Consider the following 16,968-nt stretch of genomic DNA (forward strand, 5'->3'; position numbering starts at 1 on the left):
GCAGCGAACGGGACGCGGAACGGCAGGGGGACGGCGCGCGGGCGCGCGCGGTCAGGCCCCTGCCCTGCGCGCTCGCGGGCGCGGCGTGGGCCGGGCGGGCGGCGCGGGCTCGGCCAGCGCGTCGGCCACCGTGGGGACGTGGGTGCCGGTGCGGCGTTCGACGAGGTCGGCGAGCTCCTGCTCCCGCTCGGTCATCCCGGCGCGCACCTCGGCGCCGAACGCGCCGAGGCCCGCGCCCAGTTCCCGCAGGCCCTCGGCGATGTTCGCCCCGACCCCGGCCGGGGTGAGGGCGTGGGCGGCCTCGGAGGCCCGCCGGGTGGCGTACACACCGACGGCGAGCCCGAGGCCGAGCCAGAACAGCCTCCTCACCGCCGGCGCCCCTTCCGCGGCCGCGAGTGGGCGCCCGCGTCGCGACCGGCGCGGCGAGCCTTGATCGCCTTGTTCACCCCGTAGCTGAACGCCGCCGCGCGGACGAGCGGGCCGCCGAGCGTGGCGGTGAACAGCGAGGTGAGCACGGAGACGTTGCTCGACACCGTGCGCGCGTTGGACGTGATGCCGTCGACCCGCTCCAGCTGCGTGTTCACCTGGTGCAGCGTGGTCTGGGCGTCGCGCAGCAGCGGGTCGCCGCCCTCGTGCGCCTTGCGGATCGCGATGGTGGCCTCGTCGAGCGTGCGCCCGAGCTTGAGCAGCGGGACGGCCAGCAGCAGCACGAGGACCACGAAGGCCCCCGCGGCGACGAGAGCCGCGATCTGGCCAGCCGACACGGAGCCTCCCCGAGCACTTGCGATCGCCGGTGTGTGATCCGCGCCAGATTACTCCCCGACGGCCCGAATGCGCGGTCAGGGCGCGCCGCCCGCAACCGGACGGCCACGCCCCGTCACCCGTCCGCGCAGGGCCGGTGGGTCACTCCTCGTCGTCCTCGTCCACGTCCGCGTCGCCCGCCGTGACGACCTGGCGGCGCAACCGGTTGAGCGCACGGTGCTGCGTGACGCGCACCGCGCCCGGCGTGGACCCGACCGCCGCGGCGGTCTCCTCGGCCGAGAGCCCGACGGCGATGCGCAGCACGAGCACCTCGCGCTGCCGCGGGGTGAGCAGGTGCAGCAGCGCCCCGAGCCGCTCGGTGAGCTCGACCTGCAGGAGGTGCTGCTCCGGCCCGTCGTGCGCCAGCGGCGTGTCCGGCACGTCGGGGACCGGCTCCGACCGGTTGCGCCCGATCGCCCGGAACGCGTCGGTGACCTTGTGCGCGGCGATGCCGTAGACGAACGCCCGGAACGACAGCCCGCGCAGCGTGTAGCCCGGCAGGGCGTTGACGACGGCGAGGCAGACCTCCTGGGCGACGTCGTCGGCCGAGCCCATGACGGTCTCGTGCCTGCCCAGCCGGGCCCGGCAGTACCGCAGCACCAGCGGGTGGATCTCGGCGAGCAGCCGCTCCCGTGCGCGCGGCTCGCCCGCGATCGCGGCGCGCAGGAGGCCCTCGAGCAACTGGGGGTCGGTCTCCGCGGCGGAGGCGCCGAGCACCGGCACCGCGGGATCGGGCAGCGACAGCGCGGTCTGGTCGACGACCGGTGCGGCGGCGACGGCGGCTTCGGCGTCGGCGGCCACGGCGAAGGCGGTCATCGTGCGACTGCCGGGACGACCGCGGCGTCGAGCCGGCGGGAGCTGTCGAAGAAGTGGTGGGCCAACAGGATGGACGCGATCATTCGGGTTCCCCTCCCCTGCGCCGGCGGCGCCCCGCCGGCGGCTGCGCGCCCCCCGGTCGGCTGGAGGTCGCGTACTGCGTTCGTGCTGTGCGGGTGCGCGTGTTACTGCCCGGCTCCCGCGGCCGAGAGGAGTCCGAATTGCCCGACCGAGCCTGCTGCGTCCCCCGACCGCGGCTGGTCTTTCCGGATCCCCTCGACTGCTCCGATCGTCGCCGTGCCCTGCGGTGATCGAAGTCGTTCGACGTTCAATCACGGAGTTTGGGTCCAACCCAAGTTGGAGTCAAGAGCAGTTCGGCCTGAAAAGGGTTACGCTGCGCCGGATGGCAGTTTCGAACCCCGCTCTGCCGGACGAGCCGCGCGCCCGGGCGGCCCGGACGAAGCGCGACCGCACCCGGCGGGCGCTGCTCGACGCCGCCGACGCGACGTTCGGCAGCCGGGGGTGGGCCCACACGCGGATGGAGGACGTCGCGGCGGCCGCAGGGGTCAGCGCAGCCACGGCATACAACCACTTCCCCTCCAAGCACCTGCTCGTCGGATGCGTGTACGCACCGCTCGTGCTCCCACTGCTGTCCGAGGCCGAGCACGACATCGCCACCGGACGGTCGGTGGTGGCCGCGCTCACCGACCAGGTCAGGGCCCTCGCGCGGATCAGCCAGCGCAACCGGAAGCTCACGGCGGCCTTCTGGTCGGCCGTGGAGGAGTACACGATCAAGGTCTCGGCGCCGCCCAACCCCGACGACGATGTCGACCCGCGCACGCTCGCGCCCGTGCCCACCCCGCTGCGCAAGCTCGTGGAGCACGGTCAGCGCACGGGTGAGCTGCGCCCGTTCCCGAGCGCGCTGGAGGTGAGCGGGATGGTGGTGAACCTGCTGCTGCTGCGCAGCATCAACCGGCCCGACGAGCCCGCGGAGCTCACGGCGGAGCTGCTGCTCACCGTGCTGTTCGGGATGCTGCGCCCCGAGCTGCTCACCGAGGCCGGCGTGGACGGGCGGCCGTTCCGCCGCCCCACCTGAACGGCCCGATCGGCACCGTCCGGTGGGACGGCCCGACCGGGCCCGGGCTCAGGCCCGGCTCTTGCGGCCGGTGACCTTGTTGTAGACCACCAGCACGATCACCGCGCCGATGATCGAGCCGATCCAGCCCGCGGGGTCGAACCCGCGCAGCCCGCCGGTGAGCAGCCCGAAGATCAGGCCGCCGACGATGGAGCCCACGCAGCCGAGGACGATGGTGCGCACGATGCCGATGTCGTCCTTGCCCGGCACCAGCGCGCGGGCGATGTAGCCCGCGACCAGCCCGAACACGATCCAGCCCACGATCGTCCAGAACATCCGGTTTTCCCCTCTCGGCCGATGCGCCGCCGAGCCTACCGGGGGAAGATCAGCTCTCCGCCAGGTCGGCCAGCGCACCCGCGAGCGCGTCCACCGCGAAGCGGATCTCGTCCTCGGTGACCACGAGCGGCGGCGACAGCCGCACGGTCGACCCGTGGGTGTCCTTGACCAGCACGCCGCGCCGCGCCATCGCCTCGCTCACGGCACGCCCGGCGCCCAGGCGTGGGTCGACGTCCACGCCGGCCCACAGGCCCGCGCGGCGCACCGCGACGACGCCGTGGCCGACGAGCCCCGCCAGCCGGTCGCCGAGCACCGCACCGAGCCTGCCGGCCGCGGCCAGGACACCCCCGGGCCCCTGGTCGGTGAGCAGGCCCACCACCGCTCGGCCCACCGCGCACGCGAGCGGGTTGCCGCCGAAGGTGCTGCCGTGCTGTCCCGGCTGCAGCACGCCCAGCACCTCGTCGTCGGCGACCACCGCCGAGAGCGGCAGGATCCCACCGCCGAGCGCCTTCCCGAGCACGTACACGTCGGCGTCGGTGCCCGCGCCGCGCGTGGCGAGGACGTGCCCGGTGCGGCCGAGCCCGGACTGCACCTCGTCGGCCACGAACAGCACGCGGGAGGCGTCGCAGATCGCGCGGACGGCGGCCAGGTAGCCCGCGGGCGGCACGATCACGCCCGCCTCGCCCTGCACCGGCTCGAGCAGCACGGCCACCGTGTCCGGGGTGACGGCCGCGGCGAGCGCGTCGCGGTCGCCGTAGGGCACCACGTCGAAGCCGGGGGTGAACGGGCCGAACCCGCCGCGCGCGTCCGGGTCGGTGGAGAAGCCGACCACGCTGATGGTGCGGCCGTGGAAGCCACCGGCGGCAACGATGATCCGCGCCCGGTCCTGCGGCACGCCCTTGACCTCGTAACCCCATTTGCGGGCAACCTTGAGCGCGCTCTCGACGGCCTCGACGCCGGTGTTCATCGGCAGCACCCGCTGCTTGCCGATCAGCTCCGCGAGCTCCGCGCAGAACGGGCCGAGCTGGTCGTTGCCGAAGGCCCGGCTGGTGAGGGTGAGCCGGTCGAGCTGCCGGTGCGCCGCGGCCACCAGGTCGGGGTGGCGGTGGCCGAAGTTGAGGGCGGAGTAGCCGGCGAGGCAGTCGAGGTAACGGCGCCCCTCGACGTCGGTGACCCAGGCGCCCGCGCCCTCGGCCACGACCACGGGCAGCGGGTGGTAGTTGTGCGCCGAGTGCTCGAGCACGAGCTCCTCGTGCGCCTCGGTGGCCGACCGCATCAGCGTCATGAACGCACCTCCAGCGTGCAGCACTTCGGTCCGCCGCCCCCTTTGAGCAGCTCTGACAGGTCGACGGGAGCGGGCTCGTACCCGCGCTCGCGCAGCGCGGCGGCCAGCCCGGTGGCCTGTGCGGGGAGCACGACGTGCCGCCCGTCGCCCACGGCGTTGAGGCCGAGCACGGCGGCGTCGGCCTGCTCCGCGACCACGGCGTCCGGGAACCGCGCCCGCAGCACCTCCCGGGACGCCGCGTCGAAGGCCTCGGGCAGCCAGGCGATCGTCGCGTCGTCGAGCACGGCGATCGCCGTGTCCAGGTGGTAGAAGCGCGGGTCGACCAGCCGCAGCGGCACCACCTCGCGCCCCAGCACCGCCGCGGCCTCGGCGTGGGCGCGCGGGTCGGTGCGGAAGCCGTGCCCGGCGAGCACGACGTCGCCGACGACGAGGAGGTCACCCTCCCCCTCGTTCACGAACTCCGGTCCGACGACGGGGTAGCCCGCGGCCTCGAACCAGGCGCGGTAGGCGCCGGCCTCCGCCGCACGCTCGGGGTGGCGGAACCGCGCGCCGAGGACCTTGCCGTCCACGACGGTGGCGCCGTTGGCCGCGTACACCATGTCGGGCAGGCCCGGGACGGGATCGATCAGGTCGACGCGGTGGCCGAGGTCCACGTAGGTCTGCCGCAACTCCTCCCACTGCGCGAGCGCACGGTCGCGGTCGACGGGCTCGCCGGGCCGCATCCACGGGTTGATCGCGTAGCGGACCTCGAAGTGCTCGGGGCGGCACATGAGGTAGTGCCGGGGGCGGGCGATTCGCTCGCCGGTGGTGGCCGCAACCGGCCGGGGCAGGACGCTGGTCACATGATCAACGGTAGGAACGGCGACGGGCGCCGGCAATCGCGGAATGCTGACCGCTCGCGGTGGATCGTTGCGTGTTTCCGTGGGATCACGCACGATCCCTGCGCAATCGTCAGGGGGTGCCGAACCCGGCGTCCTCCAGGGTCTTCCTCCCGAACTCCCCCGTCGCCAGCGCGACGAACGAGGCTGCGAGCTCGGGCTGCGGCGCACTCGACAACGCCGCGATCGGGTAGTCGTTCACCGCCTGATCCGCCTCGGGGAAGGCGACCCCCTGCACGGAGTCGCCTGCCGACCGGACGTCGGTGACGTAGACGAGCCCCGCGTCGGCGTTACCGGTGGACACCTTCCCGAGCACCGACCGCACGTCCGGCTCCTCGCTCACCGGGCTCAGCGTCACCCCGGTCGCACGCTCGATCTTCTCCGTGGCGGAGCCGCAGGGCACCTGCGGTGCGCACACCACCACCGTGACGTCCGGCCTGGCGAGGTCGGCGAACGTGGCGACGCCCTTGGGATTGCCGGGCGGGGTGGCGATCTGCAGGACGTTGGTGGCGAACGGGGTGGGCTCGCCCGCGACCTGGCCGGCGTCGACGACGGTGGTCATCGTGGACTCGTTCGCGGCCGCGAACACGTCCGCCGGCGCCCCGTTCACGATCTGCTGGGCCAGGTCGGACGAGCCTGCGAAGTTCAGGCGCACCTCCACGCCCGGGTTCTCGGTCTCGAACTGCGCCTTCAACGCCGTGAACGTGTCGGTGAGCGAGGCCGCCGCGAAGACGTTGAGCTCCCGCGTCTCCGGCGCCGCCCCGCCGCATCCGGACAGCAGCGCCACCACCACGGCGGCGAGCAGCACCTGCAGTCGCGTCCGCACGATCAACCTCCCTCGCTCGCACCTTCTCCGCATCCGCGGAGATGCACAGCGAATCTTCCCGCATCTGCACGTCACGAGAGTCCATCGCCACGCAGTCGAGACGGGGATCACCGGTGGGTCCCGTCAATGCGGGGGCGGGGCGGACGCGCGGCGCAGCAGCGGCGAGAGGACGAGCACCGACTTCGTCCTGGCCACGAACGGCTGGGCGCCGATCTGCTCGAGGACCTGCTCGAAGTGGCGCATGTCGGTGGCGACGATGCGCAGCACGGCGTCGGCGTCCCCGGAGACGGTGCTGGCGTCGACGACCTCGGGGAAGCGGTCCACGGCCCGGCGGATCACGGCGGGCGCGGTGCTGTTGCGGCAGTACAGCTCGACGTAGCCCTCCACCGTCCAGCCGAGGGCGCTCGGGTCGAGCCGCACCGTGAAGCCGGTGATGGCCCCGCCCGCGCGCAGCCGGTCGACGCGCCGCTTCACCGCCGACGCCGAGAGACCGATCCGCGCGCCCACCTCGGCGTAGCTGCGGCGCGCGTCCTCGACCAGCAGGGCGATGATCTCGGTGTCCAGGTGGTCCAGCTGCACGCGGACATCGTCCCCCGCACGGGGAGGGCGTGGCGCGGCAGGATGGCGGGCATGTACCGGGTGGACTCCGAGGTCGGCGCCCTGCGCGAGGTGATCCTGCACCGGCCGGGCCTCGAGCTGAAGCGCCTGACGCCGGGCAACAGGGACCGGCTGCTGTTCGACGACGTGCTGTGGGTGGCCCGCGCGCAGGAGGAGCACGACCGGTTCGCGGCGCTGCTGCGCGAGCGCGGCGTCGAGGTGCACCTGTTCGGGGACCTGCTGCGCAGCACGCTGGAGATCCCCGAGGCCCACAAGTACGTGCTCGACCGCATCTTCGACGACCGCGTGTACGGGCCGCTGGCCATCGACGCCCTGCGCAACTGCTTCGACGCGATGGACCCCGTCACGCTCACCGACCACCTCGTCGGCGGGATCACCAAGCGCGAGGTGCTGGACCGGATCCCGGAGCCGCGCTCGATCGCGTTCCACGTGCTCGAACCCGACGACTTCGTGCTCGAGCCGCTGCCCAACCACCTCTACACGCGCGACACGTCGGCGTGGCTCTACGGCGGGGTTGCGATCAACAGCATGCGCAAGAAGGCCCGCATGCGCGAGACCGTGCACTACGAGGCCGTCTACCGCTGGCACCCGCTCTTCGCGGGCGCGGACTACGCCGTGTGGTCCGCGGGCACGGTGAACGGGCCCGCCACCACCGAGGGCGGCGACATGCTCGTCCTCGGCGGCGGCGCGGTGCTGGTGGGCCTGTCCGAGCGCACCACCCCGCAGGGGGTGGAGCGGCTGGCGCGGCGGCTGTTCGCAGGCGGCGAGGTGGACCGCATCGTGGCGCTGCGCATGCCGCAGGCGCGCGCGTTCATGCACCTCGACACGGTGCTCACGATGGTCGACCCGGAGACGTTCACGCAGTACGCGGGGCTCGGGATGCTGCCGGCGTACACGATCCGGCCCGGTGACAGCGAGAAGGAGCTGCACCTCACCGATCACCGGCCCGAGGACATGCACCGCGCCATCGCCGAGGCGCTGGGGCTGCCCTCGATCCGCGTGCTCACCCCGGAGCAGGACGTCCACTCCGCGGAGCGCGAGCAGTGGGACGACGGGTGCAACACCCTCGCCGTGGCCCCGGGGGTGGTGGTCACCTACGAGCGCACCGTCACCACCAACCGGTTCCTGCGCCGCCACGGCATCGAGGTGATCGACATCCCGGGCGGCGAGCTGGGCCGCGGCCGTGGCGGGCCGCGGTGCATGAGCTGCCCGATCGTGCGCGAGGCGGCGTGAGGGGAGCGGCGCACCACCCGGCCGGGTGATCGTCGGCCACCCGGGAGCGCCATGGTCGTCGCGAAACGGCGCGGGCGCGCGCACCCCGCAGCATGATCGTCCGGGTGAGGATGCCGCGCCCCGCCCCGACCCGAAGCCCGCTCCGGTACGCGCTGCGCGCCACGGCCACCTGGTCCGCGGTGGCCGCGCTGGCACTGCTGCCCGCCGCCCCCGCACCCGCGGTCGAGCTCGTGGGCGCCGCCGCCCCGGAGCAGCCCGTGGGGCGGATCGCGCTGGCCGCCGACGGCAACCAGCACGACGAGGACGACTGGGCCTCCTCGGCGATGACGCTGGCGATCCTCGGCCACGGGGGGTTGCAGCGCAACGTCGTGAACTACATCTACAACAACCACATCTGGGACTCCGACGACCGGCACCGCCGGAACATGACCGAGAGCGTGCTGGAGGCGGGCAGGCGCTTCGGGTTCGACACCTCCCGCTTCTACGACGGGGCCGACCCCGGGGCGCTCGCCGCGGGCGTCGCGGCGCTCACCCGCGAGATCAACGCCTCCGGCCCGGGCAACGAGCTCACGATCGTGCTGGCCGGGCCGATGGAGACCACCTGGATGGCCCTCGACGCCGCGAACCCGCAGGCGCGCAGGCACGTGCGGTGCGTGTCGCACGGCGACGGCACCTTCAACCAGACCCACGGCCGCACCGACCACGACGGCCACGACTACGACGACGTGCTCGAGCTCGGGTGCCAGCGGGTGCAGATCCCCGACCAGAACGGCAACCTCGGCCCGACCGACCTGTCCGACTGGGACTACCTGAACGAGCTGGGCCCGGACATGCAGTGGCTGCGCTCGCGGCTCGAGGTGGCCGAGAAGGGCGACGTGTCCGACGCGGGCATGGCCTACTTCGTGATGACCGGCGACGAGCGCGTCACCCGCTCCGAGCTGCGCGAGTTCCTCTCCTCCCCACCGCCGGGGCGCTCCGCCTGAGGAGGTTCGGCCAGGATGGGCCGGGTGAGCGCCCTGCCCGACGGCGTGCCGGCACTCGACGGTGCGCTGCACACCGACCTCGCCACCCGCACGCGGTTCGCCACCGACGCCGGGCGGATCGCCACCGCGCTCCCGGCCGCCGTGCTGCGCCCCGGCTCGGCCGCCGACGTCGCCCGCGTGGTGCGGTACTGCCGGCGCCACCGCATCCCGATCGCGGCCCGCGGCCTGGGCAACACCACCGGCGGGCAGTCGCTCGTGGCCGGTGGTGTGGTGGTCGACGCCCGCGCGCTGTCCGGCATCCGGTCGATCACGCCGTCCGCCGCCGTGGTCGGGGCCGGCACCACCTGGCTGGAGCTGGCCCGGGCCGCCGCAGGCCACGGCCGCGCGATCCCGGCCGCCACCGGCTACCTCGACCTCACCGTCGGCGGCACGCTCTCCGTGGGCGGCGTGCCGCCCGCCGTCGCCGCCGGCGCCCAGGTCGACCACGTCCACGAGCTGGAGGTCGTCACCGGGGACGGGGAGCTGCGGCGGTGCTCGCCCGCGGCCGACCGCGACCTGTTCGAGGCCGTGCTCGCGGGGCTGGGCCGGTTCGGGATCATCACCGAGGCCGTGGTGGGCCTCGGGCCCGCCCCGGCGACGGTGCGGGGCTGGTCGATCCCCTACACCGACCAGGGCGCGTTCTTCGCCGACCTGCGCACGCTCGTGCGGCGCGGCGAGGTCACCGAGGTCTTCGGCGACTGGTGGCGCCCGGGCGAGGCGGGCGAGGTGCACCACCTCAACGCGTTCGCGTTCGCGGGCACCGAGGGCCCACCCGGCACCGCCCACGTCCTGCGCGGGCTCACCGCCGCCCCGGCCGCGGCCGAGGTCCGGGAGTCCGGCTACCTCGAGCACGTCACCCGCATCGACACGGCCGTCGCCGACCTGCGGGCGGCGCTCGGGTGGGACGCGCTCGTCAAGCCCTGGGTCACCACGTGGCTGCCGGACTCGCGGGTGGAGGAGGTGGTCGGCGCCGTCCTCACGGGCCTGACCCCGGCCGACGTCGGCACCGGCGGATTCGTGCTGCTCTACCCGCACCGGCGGGCGGCCCTCACGCGGCCGTCGCTGCGGCTGCCCGCGCCCGACGCCGGCGACCCGGACGGCAGCGATCTCGTGCACCTGTTCACCCTCATGACCGCGGGCCCACCGGGCGCGAACGCCGCGTTCGCGACCGCGATGGCCGAGCGCAACCGGGCGCTGCTCGACCGCGCCCGCGCCGCGGGCGGCACCCGCTACCCGATCGGCACGGTCGCGTTCGGCCCCGCGGACTGGCGTGCGCACTACGGCGAGCGGTGGCACGAGCTGGCCGCGCTGCGCCGCCGCTACGACCCCGCGGGCATCCTCACCCCGGGCCACGGGGTGTTCCCCGGGTGAAAGGGGCGGCGCCACCGACGATCCCCGGCTATCGTCATCCGGTGCATTCCGTCGCGGAACAAACTCCGGCATCCGCCGACTGGAGCGCGCTCGACGGCAGCCACCAGCGGGTGGCGGTCGAGGTCCTGCGGTTCGGCCCGCTCCCCCGCGCGCAGCTCGCCCGCAGGCTCGGCCTGTCCCCCGGCTCGCTCACCCGGCTCACCCGCCCGCTCGTGGACTCCGGGCTGCTCGTCGAGGGCGGCCCGGACAGCGGCCCGAAGGACCACCCGGACCAGGTGCGCACCGGGCGCCCGTCGCTGCCGCTGGACGTCGGGCCCTCCCCCCACCGCTTCCTCGGCGTGAAGATCACCGGCGACGCGCTGTTCGCCGTGGTCACCGACCTGCGCGCCCAGGTGCTGGCCGAGCACACCCGCCCGCTGCCCGGCACCGACCCCGACGCCGTCGTGGGCGCCGTCGCCGACGTCGCGCGGCTGCTGCGGGCCGACCACCCCGACGTGGCCGGGCTCGGCGTCGGCATCGGCGGGTTCGTCGTCGAGCGCCGCGACGTGGCCCGCGCCCCCTTCCTGCGCTGGCAGGAGCGCGTGCCGCTCGCCGGCCTCCTGCAGGGCGCCACCGGCCTGCCCGCCGTCGTCGACAACGACGTGCGGGCCCTCACCGCGGCCGAGCACTGGTTCGGGGCGGGCCGCGAGGTCTCGTCGATGCTCGTGATCACGATCGGCACGGGCGTCGGCTGCGGCATCGTCGTGCACGACCTCGTGGTCGAGGGCGCGCACGGGGGCGGCGGGTCGATCGGCCACCGCCCGGTGCTGAGCTCCGTGGTGTGCGAGGACGGCCACCGCGGCTGCGCGCAGGGCCTCGTCTCCTCCGGTGCCATCTCCGGCGCTGTCGCGCAGGCGCTGGGCCGCCCGGTCGGCTACGCCGAGGCCCTGCGCCTCGCGGCCGAGGGCCACCCGGCCGCCCGCCGCGTCGCCGACGACGCCGCCGGGGCGCTCGGCGTGCTCGTGGCCGACATCGCCAACCTCATCGACCCGGAGCTCGTGATCCTCACCGGCGACGGCATCGGCCTGCTCGACGTCGCCCGGCCCGCGCTCGACGCCGCGCTCGCGGAGAACCGCAAGGCGCCGCTGGGCCCGCTGCGGATCGACGTGCGGCCCTTCCCGTTCACCGAGTGGGCGCGCGGCGCCGCCGCCGTGGCGGTCCAGGAGCACGTGCTGGGCCGCTCCCGAGCCGTCAACCCTGCATGAACTAACCCTGCGTGAACAGGGCGTTGACCTGCTCGTTGGCCGCGGTGAGCGACGACGGGTCGGCGCTGCCCGCCATCACCCGCTCCATCGCCGACTCCATGATCGAGTCGACGTCGGCGGCGTGGTGCGCCGCCGGGAACGGGAACGCCGTGCCCTCGTGCAGCTGCCGGGTGAACGGGGTGATGTCGAGGCCGTGCGCCCCGATCGTCGCCTCCGCGGTGGGCACCACGGACGCGATCGCGGGTACCACCACGCCGCCCCGCGCCACCATCTCCTGGCACTCCGGCGAGGCGAGGTAGCGCACCCACTTCCACGCCGCTCCCTTGTTCGGGGAGCCGGCCGCGATCGAGTCGGCGAGCGAGTTCGTCATCGCCGCCCGGTGCCCCTGCGGGCCGATCGGGGTGGGTGCGGTGGCCAGCTCGATGCCGCCCAGCTTCGCGAACGTGCTGATGTTCCACGACCCCTCGGAGACCAGCGCGACCCGCCCGGCCTGCATCAGCTGCGACAGCTCGGTGCCGACCGACTGCTCGACCGGCGGCATGTAGCCCTTGTCGATCAGGCTGCGCCACCAGGCCACGGTCTCCTGGAAGCGCGGGTCGTCGTAGTTGAAGCGGGTGCCCCACAGGGGCTTGTCGGTGTGGCTCCAGCCCAGCGTCGCGGTGAGGAACGACCACTGCGTCTGCCCCGACCCGCCGCCCGGCGGGTAGTCGATGCCCAGCCCGTAGGTCTCGACGTTGCGGGGGTCGAAGCCCGGCTCGTCGCCGCGCACCCCGTTGCGGTCGACGGTGAGGCGCGCGAGCACGTCCCCGTAGGTCCCGCCGTCCTGCGGGTTCCAGGTGAGGTCCTGCATCTGCTCGGGCGTGATGCCGGCCTCGCGGGCCATCGCCGCGTTGTAGAACAGGCCGACCGCGTCGAAGTCCTTCGGCAGGCCGTAACGCCGGCCGTCGTCCCCGACCCAGAGGTCGCCCGTACCCTCGACGTACTGCGCGAGGTCGGGCCCGTCGCGGGCGATCAGGTCGTCGAGGGGCTCGATGAGCCCGCGCGTGGTGTAGTCGCCGTACTTGGACGTGTGGTCGACGAACACGTCGGGCGCGGAGTTCGCCACGAACGCCGTGAGCAGCCTGCCCCAGTAGTAGTCCCACCCGACCTGCTCGATCGCGATGTCGACGTCCGGGTTGCGGGCCTCGAAGTCGTCTGCGCACCGCTGGTAGGCGGGCAGCTGGTTGGCGTCCCACATCCAGTAGGTGACCTCGCCGGTCTCGTCCCACCCGCCCGAGTCCGCGGGCGGGCGCTCGGCGGCGCACCCCGGCGCGAGTGCGAGGAGGAGGGCGGTCGCGGCGACCGTGAGCCTGCGCTTCATTTGATCCCCGAGAAGCCGATGGAGTCCACGATCCTGCGCCCGAAGGCGATGAACAGCAGGAGCACCGGGAGCGCCGCGATCAGCGTGGCGGCCATGAGGCCCGGCCAGTCCGGGTTGCCCTGCGGCGTCTGGGCGCGGAACACCCCGAGCGCCACGGTGAGGGTGCGGACGCTGCGCTCGCTGCCCACCAGCAGCGGCCAGAAGTACTCGTTCCACGCCTGCACGTACTGCAGCAGCGCGAGCGTGGTGATCGGGCCCCAGCTCATCGGCACGATCACCCGGAAGAACGTGCGCACGTGCCCCGCGCCGTCCAGCCGGGCCGCCTCCTCGATCTCGCGGGGGATCCCGAGGAGGAACTGGCGCAGGAAGAACACCGCGAACGGCGTCATGAAGAAGAACGGGAGCACCAGCGCCGCGTAGGTGTTGACCAGCCCGAGGTCGCGCATCAGCAGGAAGTTGGGCAGCTGGGTGAAGATCGGCGGCACCATGAGCGCGGTGAGCACCACGAAGAACACGGCGTCGCGGCCCGGCCAGCGCATCCGGGCGAACGCGTAGGCGGCCAGCGCACCGAAGAACACCTGCCCGGCCGTGATCAGCGCCGCCACCAGCACCGAGTTGCGCAGGTAGACCCAGAAGTCCACGGCGGAGCCGGTGCCGCCCTCCGCCTGCGCCTCCTCCAGCGTCGCGAGGCCCAGGACGCGCCGGAACGCACCCCAGGTGAAGTCGACCGGGAGCCAGGACGAGCCCGCCGTGGCGAGCGTCGTGCCGTTGGACAGCGCGGTGCGCAGCATCCAGTAGAACGGGAACAGCGTGATCAGGACGATCACGACCAGGCATGCCCAGGCCAGCACCCGCCCGGGGGTCAGGCGGCCCGCCTCCTGCGCGGGCACGCGGCCGGTCGGGACGGCGGCGTCGACGGCGACCATCTCGGGCTCCTCAGTCCTCAGGAGAGGTCCGACTCGTTCGCCCGCATCAGCCGCAGCTGCACGAAGGCGATCACGGACAGGATCACGAGCAGCACCACCGACACGGCCGAGGCGTAGCCGTAGTCCAGGCGCTCGAAGGCGAGGTCGAAGATGTAGTACTGGATCACCCGCGAGGCGTCGGCGGGCCCGCCCATCGTGGTCACCGCGACCGTGTCGAACACCTGGAACGAGCCCACCACGGTGATCACCAGCACCAGCGCGAGCACGGGCCGCAGCAGCGGCAGCGTGATCCGCCAGAACATCTGCCACTCGCTCGCGCCGTCCACGCGCCCGGCCTCGTAGAGCATCCGCGGGATCATCACGAGGCCCGCGAAGATCAGCAGCGCGGTGTAGCCGAGGTGGCGCCAGGTGTTCACGAACGCGATCGTCGGGATCGCCCAGGCCTCGCTGCCGAAGAACGAGATCGGGCCGAGCCCGACCCAGGACAGCACCTGGTTCACGATCCCGATCTGCGCGTCGAGCATCCAGAACCACAGCAGCGCCACCACGACGTTGGCCACCAGGTAGGGCATCAGCACGAGGCCCCGGATCACCACCGAGCGCGTGAGCCGGTGCAGCAGCACCGCGAGCAGCACCGCCAGCACGGTCTGGAAGCCGATGTTGAGCACGACGTACCAGACCGTCACGGCCATGGCGTTCCAGAAGGTCTCGTCGGCCAGCAGGCGCTGGTAGTTGGCGAGGCCGACGAACGAGGTCTCGGAGAAGAACGTGTAGTCGGTGAGGCTCAGGCCCAGGCCGCGCAGCGACGGCCACAGGTAGAACACGACGAAGCCGAAGATCGTCGGCGCCACGAACCCGAGCGCCACCCAGGTGTCGCGGCGGCTGCGCCGGGTGCGCGTAGCCGCCGCGGGCGCCTCCGCCACGGGCGCCGCGACGGCCGAGGTCACGGCTCCACCTCGGTCGCACGCAGGAGCAGCAGCTGCTCCGGGTTGAGCGCGGGTGCGCGCAGCCCCGCCCCGGCGAGCACCCGTCCCGGCAGCTCCACGCCGCGGGCGAGCCAGCCGGGCGCCTGCCGCTGCCGCAGCACGGGGCGGTCCCCCGGCGGCTGCACGGTGACGCGGTAGCGCCGGTCCGGGTCCAGGCCCGGCAGGCGCAGCCGCCCCGGCACGGCCGTCAGCGGCGTGGCCAGCTGCACGAGCGCGTAGAGCGCGTCGGAGCGGTCCCGCGCCACGGCCCCGTGCAGCGCGAACGACGGGTCGTGCTGGTCGGCCCGCACCATCGTGCCGGTGTGGATCAGTCCGCGGACGTCCTTGTAGAGCTGCACCCACGCGGCGAGCTCCTTGCGCTCCTCCGGACCGGTGGTCGTGACGTCCCACTCGATGCCGAACGAGCCGAAGAGCGCGGTGCCCGCGCGGAAGGACAGGTCGTGGGTGCGCGCGGTCGAGTGCGACCGCGGCGCCGCGACGTGCGCGCCGATCAGCTCGGGCGGCAGCAGCTGCGTGGTCCACCGCTGGATCTGCTGACGTTCGAGGGGGTCGGTCATGTCGCTGCCCCAGACCCGGTCGGTGCGCTCCAGGATCTCCAGGTCCACCCGCAGACCACCCGACGAGCAGGACTCGATCTCCACGCCCGGGTGCCGCGCCCGCAGCTCGTCGATGAGGCGGTAGACGGCCACGGTCTGTGCGTGCACGCCGGGCACCCCGGACGGGCCGTGCCCCGCATCCACCAGGTCGCGGTTGTGGTCCCACTTCAGGTAGTTGATCGGGTACTCGGTGAGCAGCGCGTCGAGCCGCTCCAGGATGTAGGCGTACGCGTCCGGGTGGGCGAGGTCGAGCACCTGCTGGTGCCGCGACGGGATGGGCATCCGCCCGCCCGTCCGCAGGATCCAGTCGGGGTGGGCGCGGGCGAGGTCGGAGTCGGGGTTGACCATCTCCGGCTCCACCCACAGCCCGAACTCCATGCCGCGCTCGCGCACCTCGCGCACCAGCGGGTGCAGCCCCTCGGGCCAGACCCCCTCGTCGACGTACCAGTCGCCCAGGCCCGCGGTGTCGTCGCGGCGGTGGCGGAACCAGCCGTCGTCGAGCACGTAGCGCTCCGCGCCGACGTCGGCCGCCACACGCGCGAGCTCGACGAGCCGCTCGAGGTCGTGGTCGAAGTAGACGGCCTCCCACGTGTTCATCACGACGGGACGCGGGTTGGCGGGGTGGTGGGGCCGGGCGCGCAGCATCGTGTGGAACCGGGCCGCGACGCCGTCCAGGCCCGCGGTGCTGTGCGCGGCGTACACCCAGGGGCCGGTGTAGGACTCCCCCGCAGCCAGCCGCACCTCGCCGGGCAGCAGCAGCTCCCCGCCGCCCAGCACGGCCGCCCCGGTGGAGAGGCGCTCGGCGTAGCTCACGTGGTTGCCGCTCCACGCGACGTGGACGGCCCAGACCTCGCCCGCGGCGAACCCGAAGCCCGCCGCGCCCGCGGCCAGGATCAGCGGGGCGTCCGGGCCGGTGCGGCCGCGGCGGTTCTCCCGCGAGTGGACCCCCACGACGAACGGCGCCCGCTGCGGCGCCCGCTCGCGCCCCCAGCGCCCGGCCATGTCGAACAGTTCCGTGGCCTCCGGCGGCACCGGCAGGGTCACGCCGAGCCCGTCCACCACGAACGGCTCCGCGGGCGCGTCGCCCGGCACCTCCACCGTCGCGCGCTGGCGCAGCACACCGGAGGCGAGCAGCTCCACCTCCAGACGCACCCGCAGGCCCGCCTCCGCGTCGTGGCCGGTGGCGCGCACCCGGCCGCCACCCGCGGCCGAGTGCTCGACGTCCAGGTCGGTGAGCGTGAACAGCGGCGACCACGCCTGCCCGGCGCGCTGGCCCGCGAGCCCCGGCCGGCCGTTCCAGCCCGCGGCGTGCTCGGCGAGGATCCCGGCGCGGGTGACCTGGTCGAGGTCGTTGGGCACGGTGGCCGCCGCGGCGGCCTGCCCGAGCTCGACGAGGTCGGCGGGGGTGAGCTCGCCGAGGTCGGCTCCCCAGTGCAGCACCGCGGGCAGGCGGCCCCCGGCCGTCCCGAGGACCACGCTCACCCCGGCCGCCCGAAGGTGGACCGGGTCTGCCGGGGGCTGGCTCATCGCACGCTCCGTTCACGACGTCGTGGGCGAGTAAGTTCTACGGCAGAACTATCGAGGCGTCAAACGGA

The 16,968-nt window shown here is 74.0% G+C and carries 17 protein-coding genes; 5 read left to right on the plus strand and 12 right to left on the minus strand.

All coding sequences use genetic code 11. The features are described 5' to 3' along the window. Positions 1-51 precede the first annotated feature (51 nt). From ACFPL3_RS32340 to shbA, 3 genes are all read right to left on the minus strand, one after another. On the minus strand, positions 52-369 hold the full coding sequence (locus ACFPL3_RS32340; protein ID WP_379589986.1) for a hypothetical protein: 318 nt from the start codon (positions 367-369) through the stop codon (positions 52-54). Next, positions 366-764 (minus strand): DUF948 domain-containing protein, encoded by a 399-nt coding sequence (locus ACFPL3_RS32345; protein ID WP_343939539.1) that lies wholly within the window; start codon positions 762-764, stop codon positions 366-368. Before ACFPL3_RS32345 ends, ACFPL3_RS32340 begins: the two co-directional genes overlap by 4 nt. A 139-nt stretch (positions 765-903) precedes the next feature. Beyond that, positions 904-1,617 carry an RNA polymerase sigma factor ShbA gene (gene shbA, locus ACFPL3_RS32350; protein ID WP_343939541.1) on the minus strand — a complete coding sequence of 238 codons (714 nt, stop codon included), beginning with the start codon at positions 1,615-1,617 and terminating at the stop codon, positions 904-906. Between the two features lie 403 nt (positions 1,618-2,020). Between shbA and ACFPL3_RS32355 the strand changes: the two genes are divergently transcribed. Next, on the plus strand, positions 2,021-2,713 hold the full coding sequence (locus ACFPL3_RS32355) for a TetR/AcrR family transcriptional regulator (protein ID WP_343939543.1): 693 nt from the start codon (positions 2,021-2,023) through the stop codon (positions 2,711-2,713). A 48-nt stretch (positions 2,714-2,761) separates the two neighbouring features. Here the strand turns inward: ACFPL3_RS32355 and ACFPL3_RS32360 are convergent, their stop codons facing one another. The 5 genes from ACFPL3_RS32360 to ACFPL3_RS32380 all read right to left on the minus strand — a co-directional run bounded on the left by ACFPL3_RS32360 (position 2,762) and on the right by ACFPL3_RS32380 (position 6,596). After that, entirely contained in the window at positions 2,762-3,028 is a 267-nt protein-coding gene (locus ACFPL3_RS32360; RefSeq protein ID WP_343939545.1) for a GlsB/YeaQ/YmgE family stress response membrane protein, read from the minus strand. Positions 3,029-3,077: 49 nt separating this feature from the next. After that, entirely contained in the window at positions 3,078-4,313 is a 1,236-nt protein-coding gene (gene rocD, locus ACFPL3_RS32365; protein ID WP_343939547.1) for an ornithine--oxo-acid transaminase, read from the minus strand. After that, the gene (gene ddaH, locus ACFPL3_RS32370; protein WP_343939549.1) at positions 4,310-5,155 is read right to left on the minus strand and encodes a dimethylargininase; all 846 of its coding nucleotides are present in this window, start codon (positions 5,153-5,155) and stop codon (positions 4,310-4,312) included. Before ddaH ends, rocD begins: the two co-directional genes overlap by 4 nt. 109 nt (positions 5,156-5,264) lie before the next feature. Then, positions 5,265-6,050, minus strand: a complete 786-nt coding sequence (gene modA, locus ACFPL3_RS32375; RefSeq protein ID WP_379589990.1) for a molybdate ABC transporter substrate-binding protein — start codon at positions 6,048-6,050, stop codon at positions 5,265-5,267. Between the two features lie 90 nt (positions 6,051-6,140). Continuing rightward, positions 6,141-6,596 (minus strand): Lrp/AsnC family transcriptional regulator, encoded by a 456-nt coding sequence (locus ACFPL3_RS32380; protein WP_343939553.1) that lies wholly within the window; start codon positions 6,594-6,596, stop codon positions 6,141-6,143. Here ACFPL3_RS32380 and ACFPL3_RS32385 point away from each other — a divergent pair. From ACFPL3_RS32385 to ACFPL3_RS32400, 4 genes are all read left to right on the plus strand, one after another. After that, the gene (locus tag ACFPL3_RS32385; protein WP_343939555.1) at positions 6,582-7,868 is read left to right on the plus strand and encodes an arginine deiminase; all 1,287 of its coding nucleotides are present in this window, start codon (positions 6,582-6,584) and stop codon (positions 7,866-7,868) included. The two genes, ACFPL3_RS32380 and ACFPL3_RS32385, sit on opposite strands and share 15 nt — an antisense overlap. 104 nt (positions 7,869-7,972) lie before the next feature. Further along, positions 7,973-8,851 carry a hypothetical protein gene (locus ACFPL3_RS32390; RefSeq protein ID WP_343939556.1) on the plus strand — a complete coding sequence of 293 codons (879 nt, stop codon included), beginning with the start codon at positions 7,973-7,975 and terminating at the stop codon, positions 8,849-8,851. A 24-nt stretch (positions 8,852-8,875) separates the two neighbouring features. Then, positions 8,876-10,261 carry an FAD-binding protein gene (locus ACFPL3_RS32395; protein ID WP_343939558.1) on the plus strand — a complete coding sequence of 462 codons (1,386 nt, stop codon included), beginning with the start codon at positions 8,876-8,878 and terminating at the stop codon, positions 10,259-10,261. 41 nt (positions 10,262-10,302) lie between these two features. Next, the gene (locus tag ACFPL3_RS32400; RefSeq protein WP_343939560.1) at positions 10,303-11,505 is read left to right on the plus strand and encodes an ROK family transcriptional regulator; all 1,203 of its coding nucleotides are present in this window, start codon (positions 10,303-10,305) and stop codon (positions 11,503-11,505) included. 1 nt (position 11,506) lies between these two features. Here ACFPL3_RS32400 and ACFPL3_RS32405 read toward each other — a convergent pair whose 3' ends face one another. From ACFPL3_RS32405 to ACFPL3_RS32420, 4 genes are read right to left on the minus strand one after another with little or no spacing between them, the layout of a single operon-like run. Then, positions 11,507-12,865, minus strand: a complete 1,359-nt coding sequence (locus ACFPL3_RS32405) for an ABC transporter substrate-binding protein (protein ID WP_343939562.1) — start codon at positions 12,863-12,865, stop codon at positions 11,507-11,509. Further along, the gene (locus tag ACFPL3_RS32410) at positions 12,862-13,791 is read right to left on the minus strand and encodes a carbohydrate ABC transporter permease (RefSeq protein ID WP_343939564.1); all 930 of its coding nucleotides are present in this window, start codon (positions 13,789-13,791) and stop codon (positions 12,862-12,864) included. The genes ACFPL3_RS32405 and ACFPL3_RS32410 overlap by 4 nt, the downstream gene beginning before the upstream one ends. Positions 13,792-13,808: 17 nt before the next feature. Next, complete coding sequence (locus tag ACFPL3_RS32415; protein ID WP_343939566.1) at positions 13,809-14,738, minus strand: carbohydrate ABC transporter permease; 930 nt, start codon at positions 14,736-14,738, stop codon at positions 13,809-13,811. Further along, positions 14,735-16,900 (minus strand): alpha-galactosidase, encoded by a 2,166-nt coding sequence (locus tag ACFPL3_RS32420; RefSeq protein WP_343939567.1) that lies wholly within the window; start codon positions 16,898-16,900, stop codon positions 14,735-14,737. The genes ACFPL3_RS32415 and ACFPL3_RS32420 overlap by 4 nt, the downstream gene beginning before the upstream one ends. Positions 16,901-16,968: the final 68 nt, after the last annotated feature.

It is taken from the genome of Pseudonocardia zijingensis (assembly GCF_042657305.1).
Lineage (GTDB): Bacteria > Actinomycetota > Actinomycetes > Mycobacteriales > Pseudonocardiaceae > Pseudonocardia > Pseudonocardia zijingensis.

What these genes read in the sequence shown, in the direction of transcription:
- ACFPL3_RS32410 (WP_343939564.1), bottom strand. Translation starts at nt 13,791, where the DNA reads ATGGTCGCCGTCGACGCCGCCGTCCCGACCGGCCGCGTGCCCGCGCAG.
- modA (WP_379589990.1), bottom strand. Translation starts at nt 6,050, where the DNA reads ATGCGGAGAAGGTGCGAGCGAGGGAGGTTGATCGTGCGGACGCGACTG.
- ACFPL3_RS32405 (WP_343939562.1), bottom strand. Translation starts at nt 12,865, where the DNA reads ATGAAGCGCAGGCTCACGGTCGCCGCGACCGCCCTCCTCCTCGCACTC.
- shbA (WP_343939541.1), bottom strand. Translation starts at nt 1,617, where the DNA reads ATGACCGCCTTCGCCGTGGCCGCCGACGCCGAAGCCGCCGTCGCCGCC.
- rocD (WP_343939547.1), bottom strand. Translation starts at nt 4,313, where the DNA reads ATGACGCTGATGCGGTCGGCCACCGAGGCGCACGAGGAGCTCGTGCTC.
- ACFPL3_RS32360 (WP_343939545.1), bottom strand. Translation starts at nt 3,028, where the DNA reads ATGTTCTGGACGATCGTGGGCTGGATCGTGTTCGGGCTGGTCGCGGGC.
- ACFPL3_RS32355 (WP_343939543.1), top strand. Translation starts at nt 2,021, where the DNA reads ATGGCAGTTTCGAACCCCGCTCTGCCGGACGAGCCGCGCGCCCGGGCG.
- ACFPL3_RS32420 (WP_343939567.1), bottom strand. Translation starts at nt 16,900, where the DNA reads ATGAGCCAGCCCCCGGCAGACCCGGTCCACCTTCGGGCGGCCGGGGTG.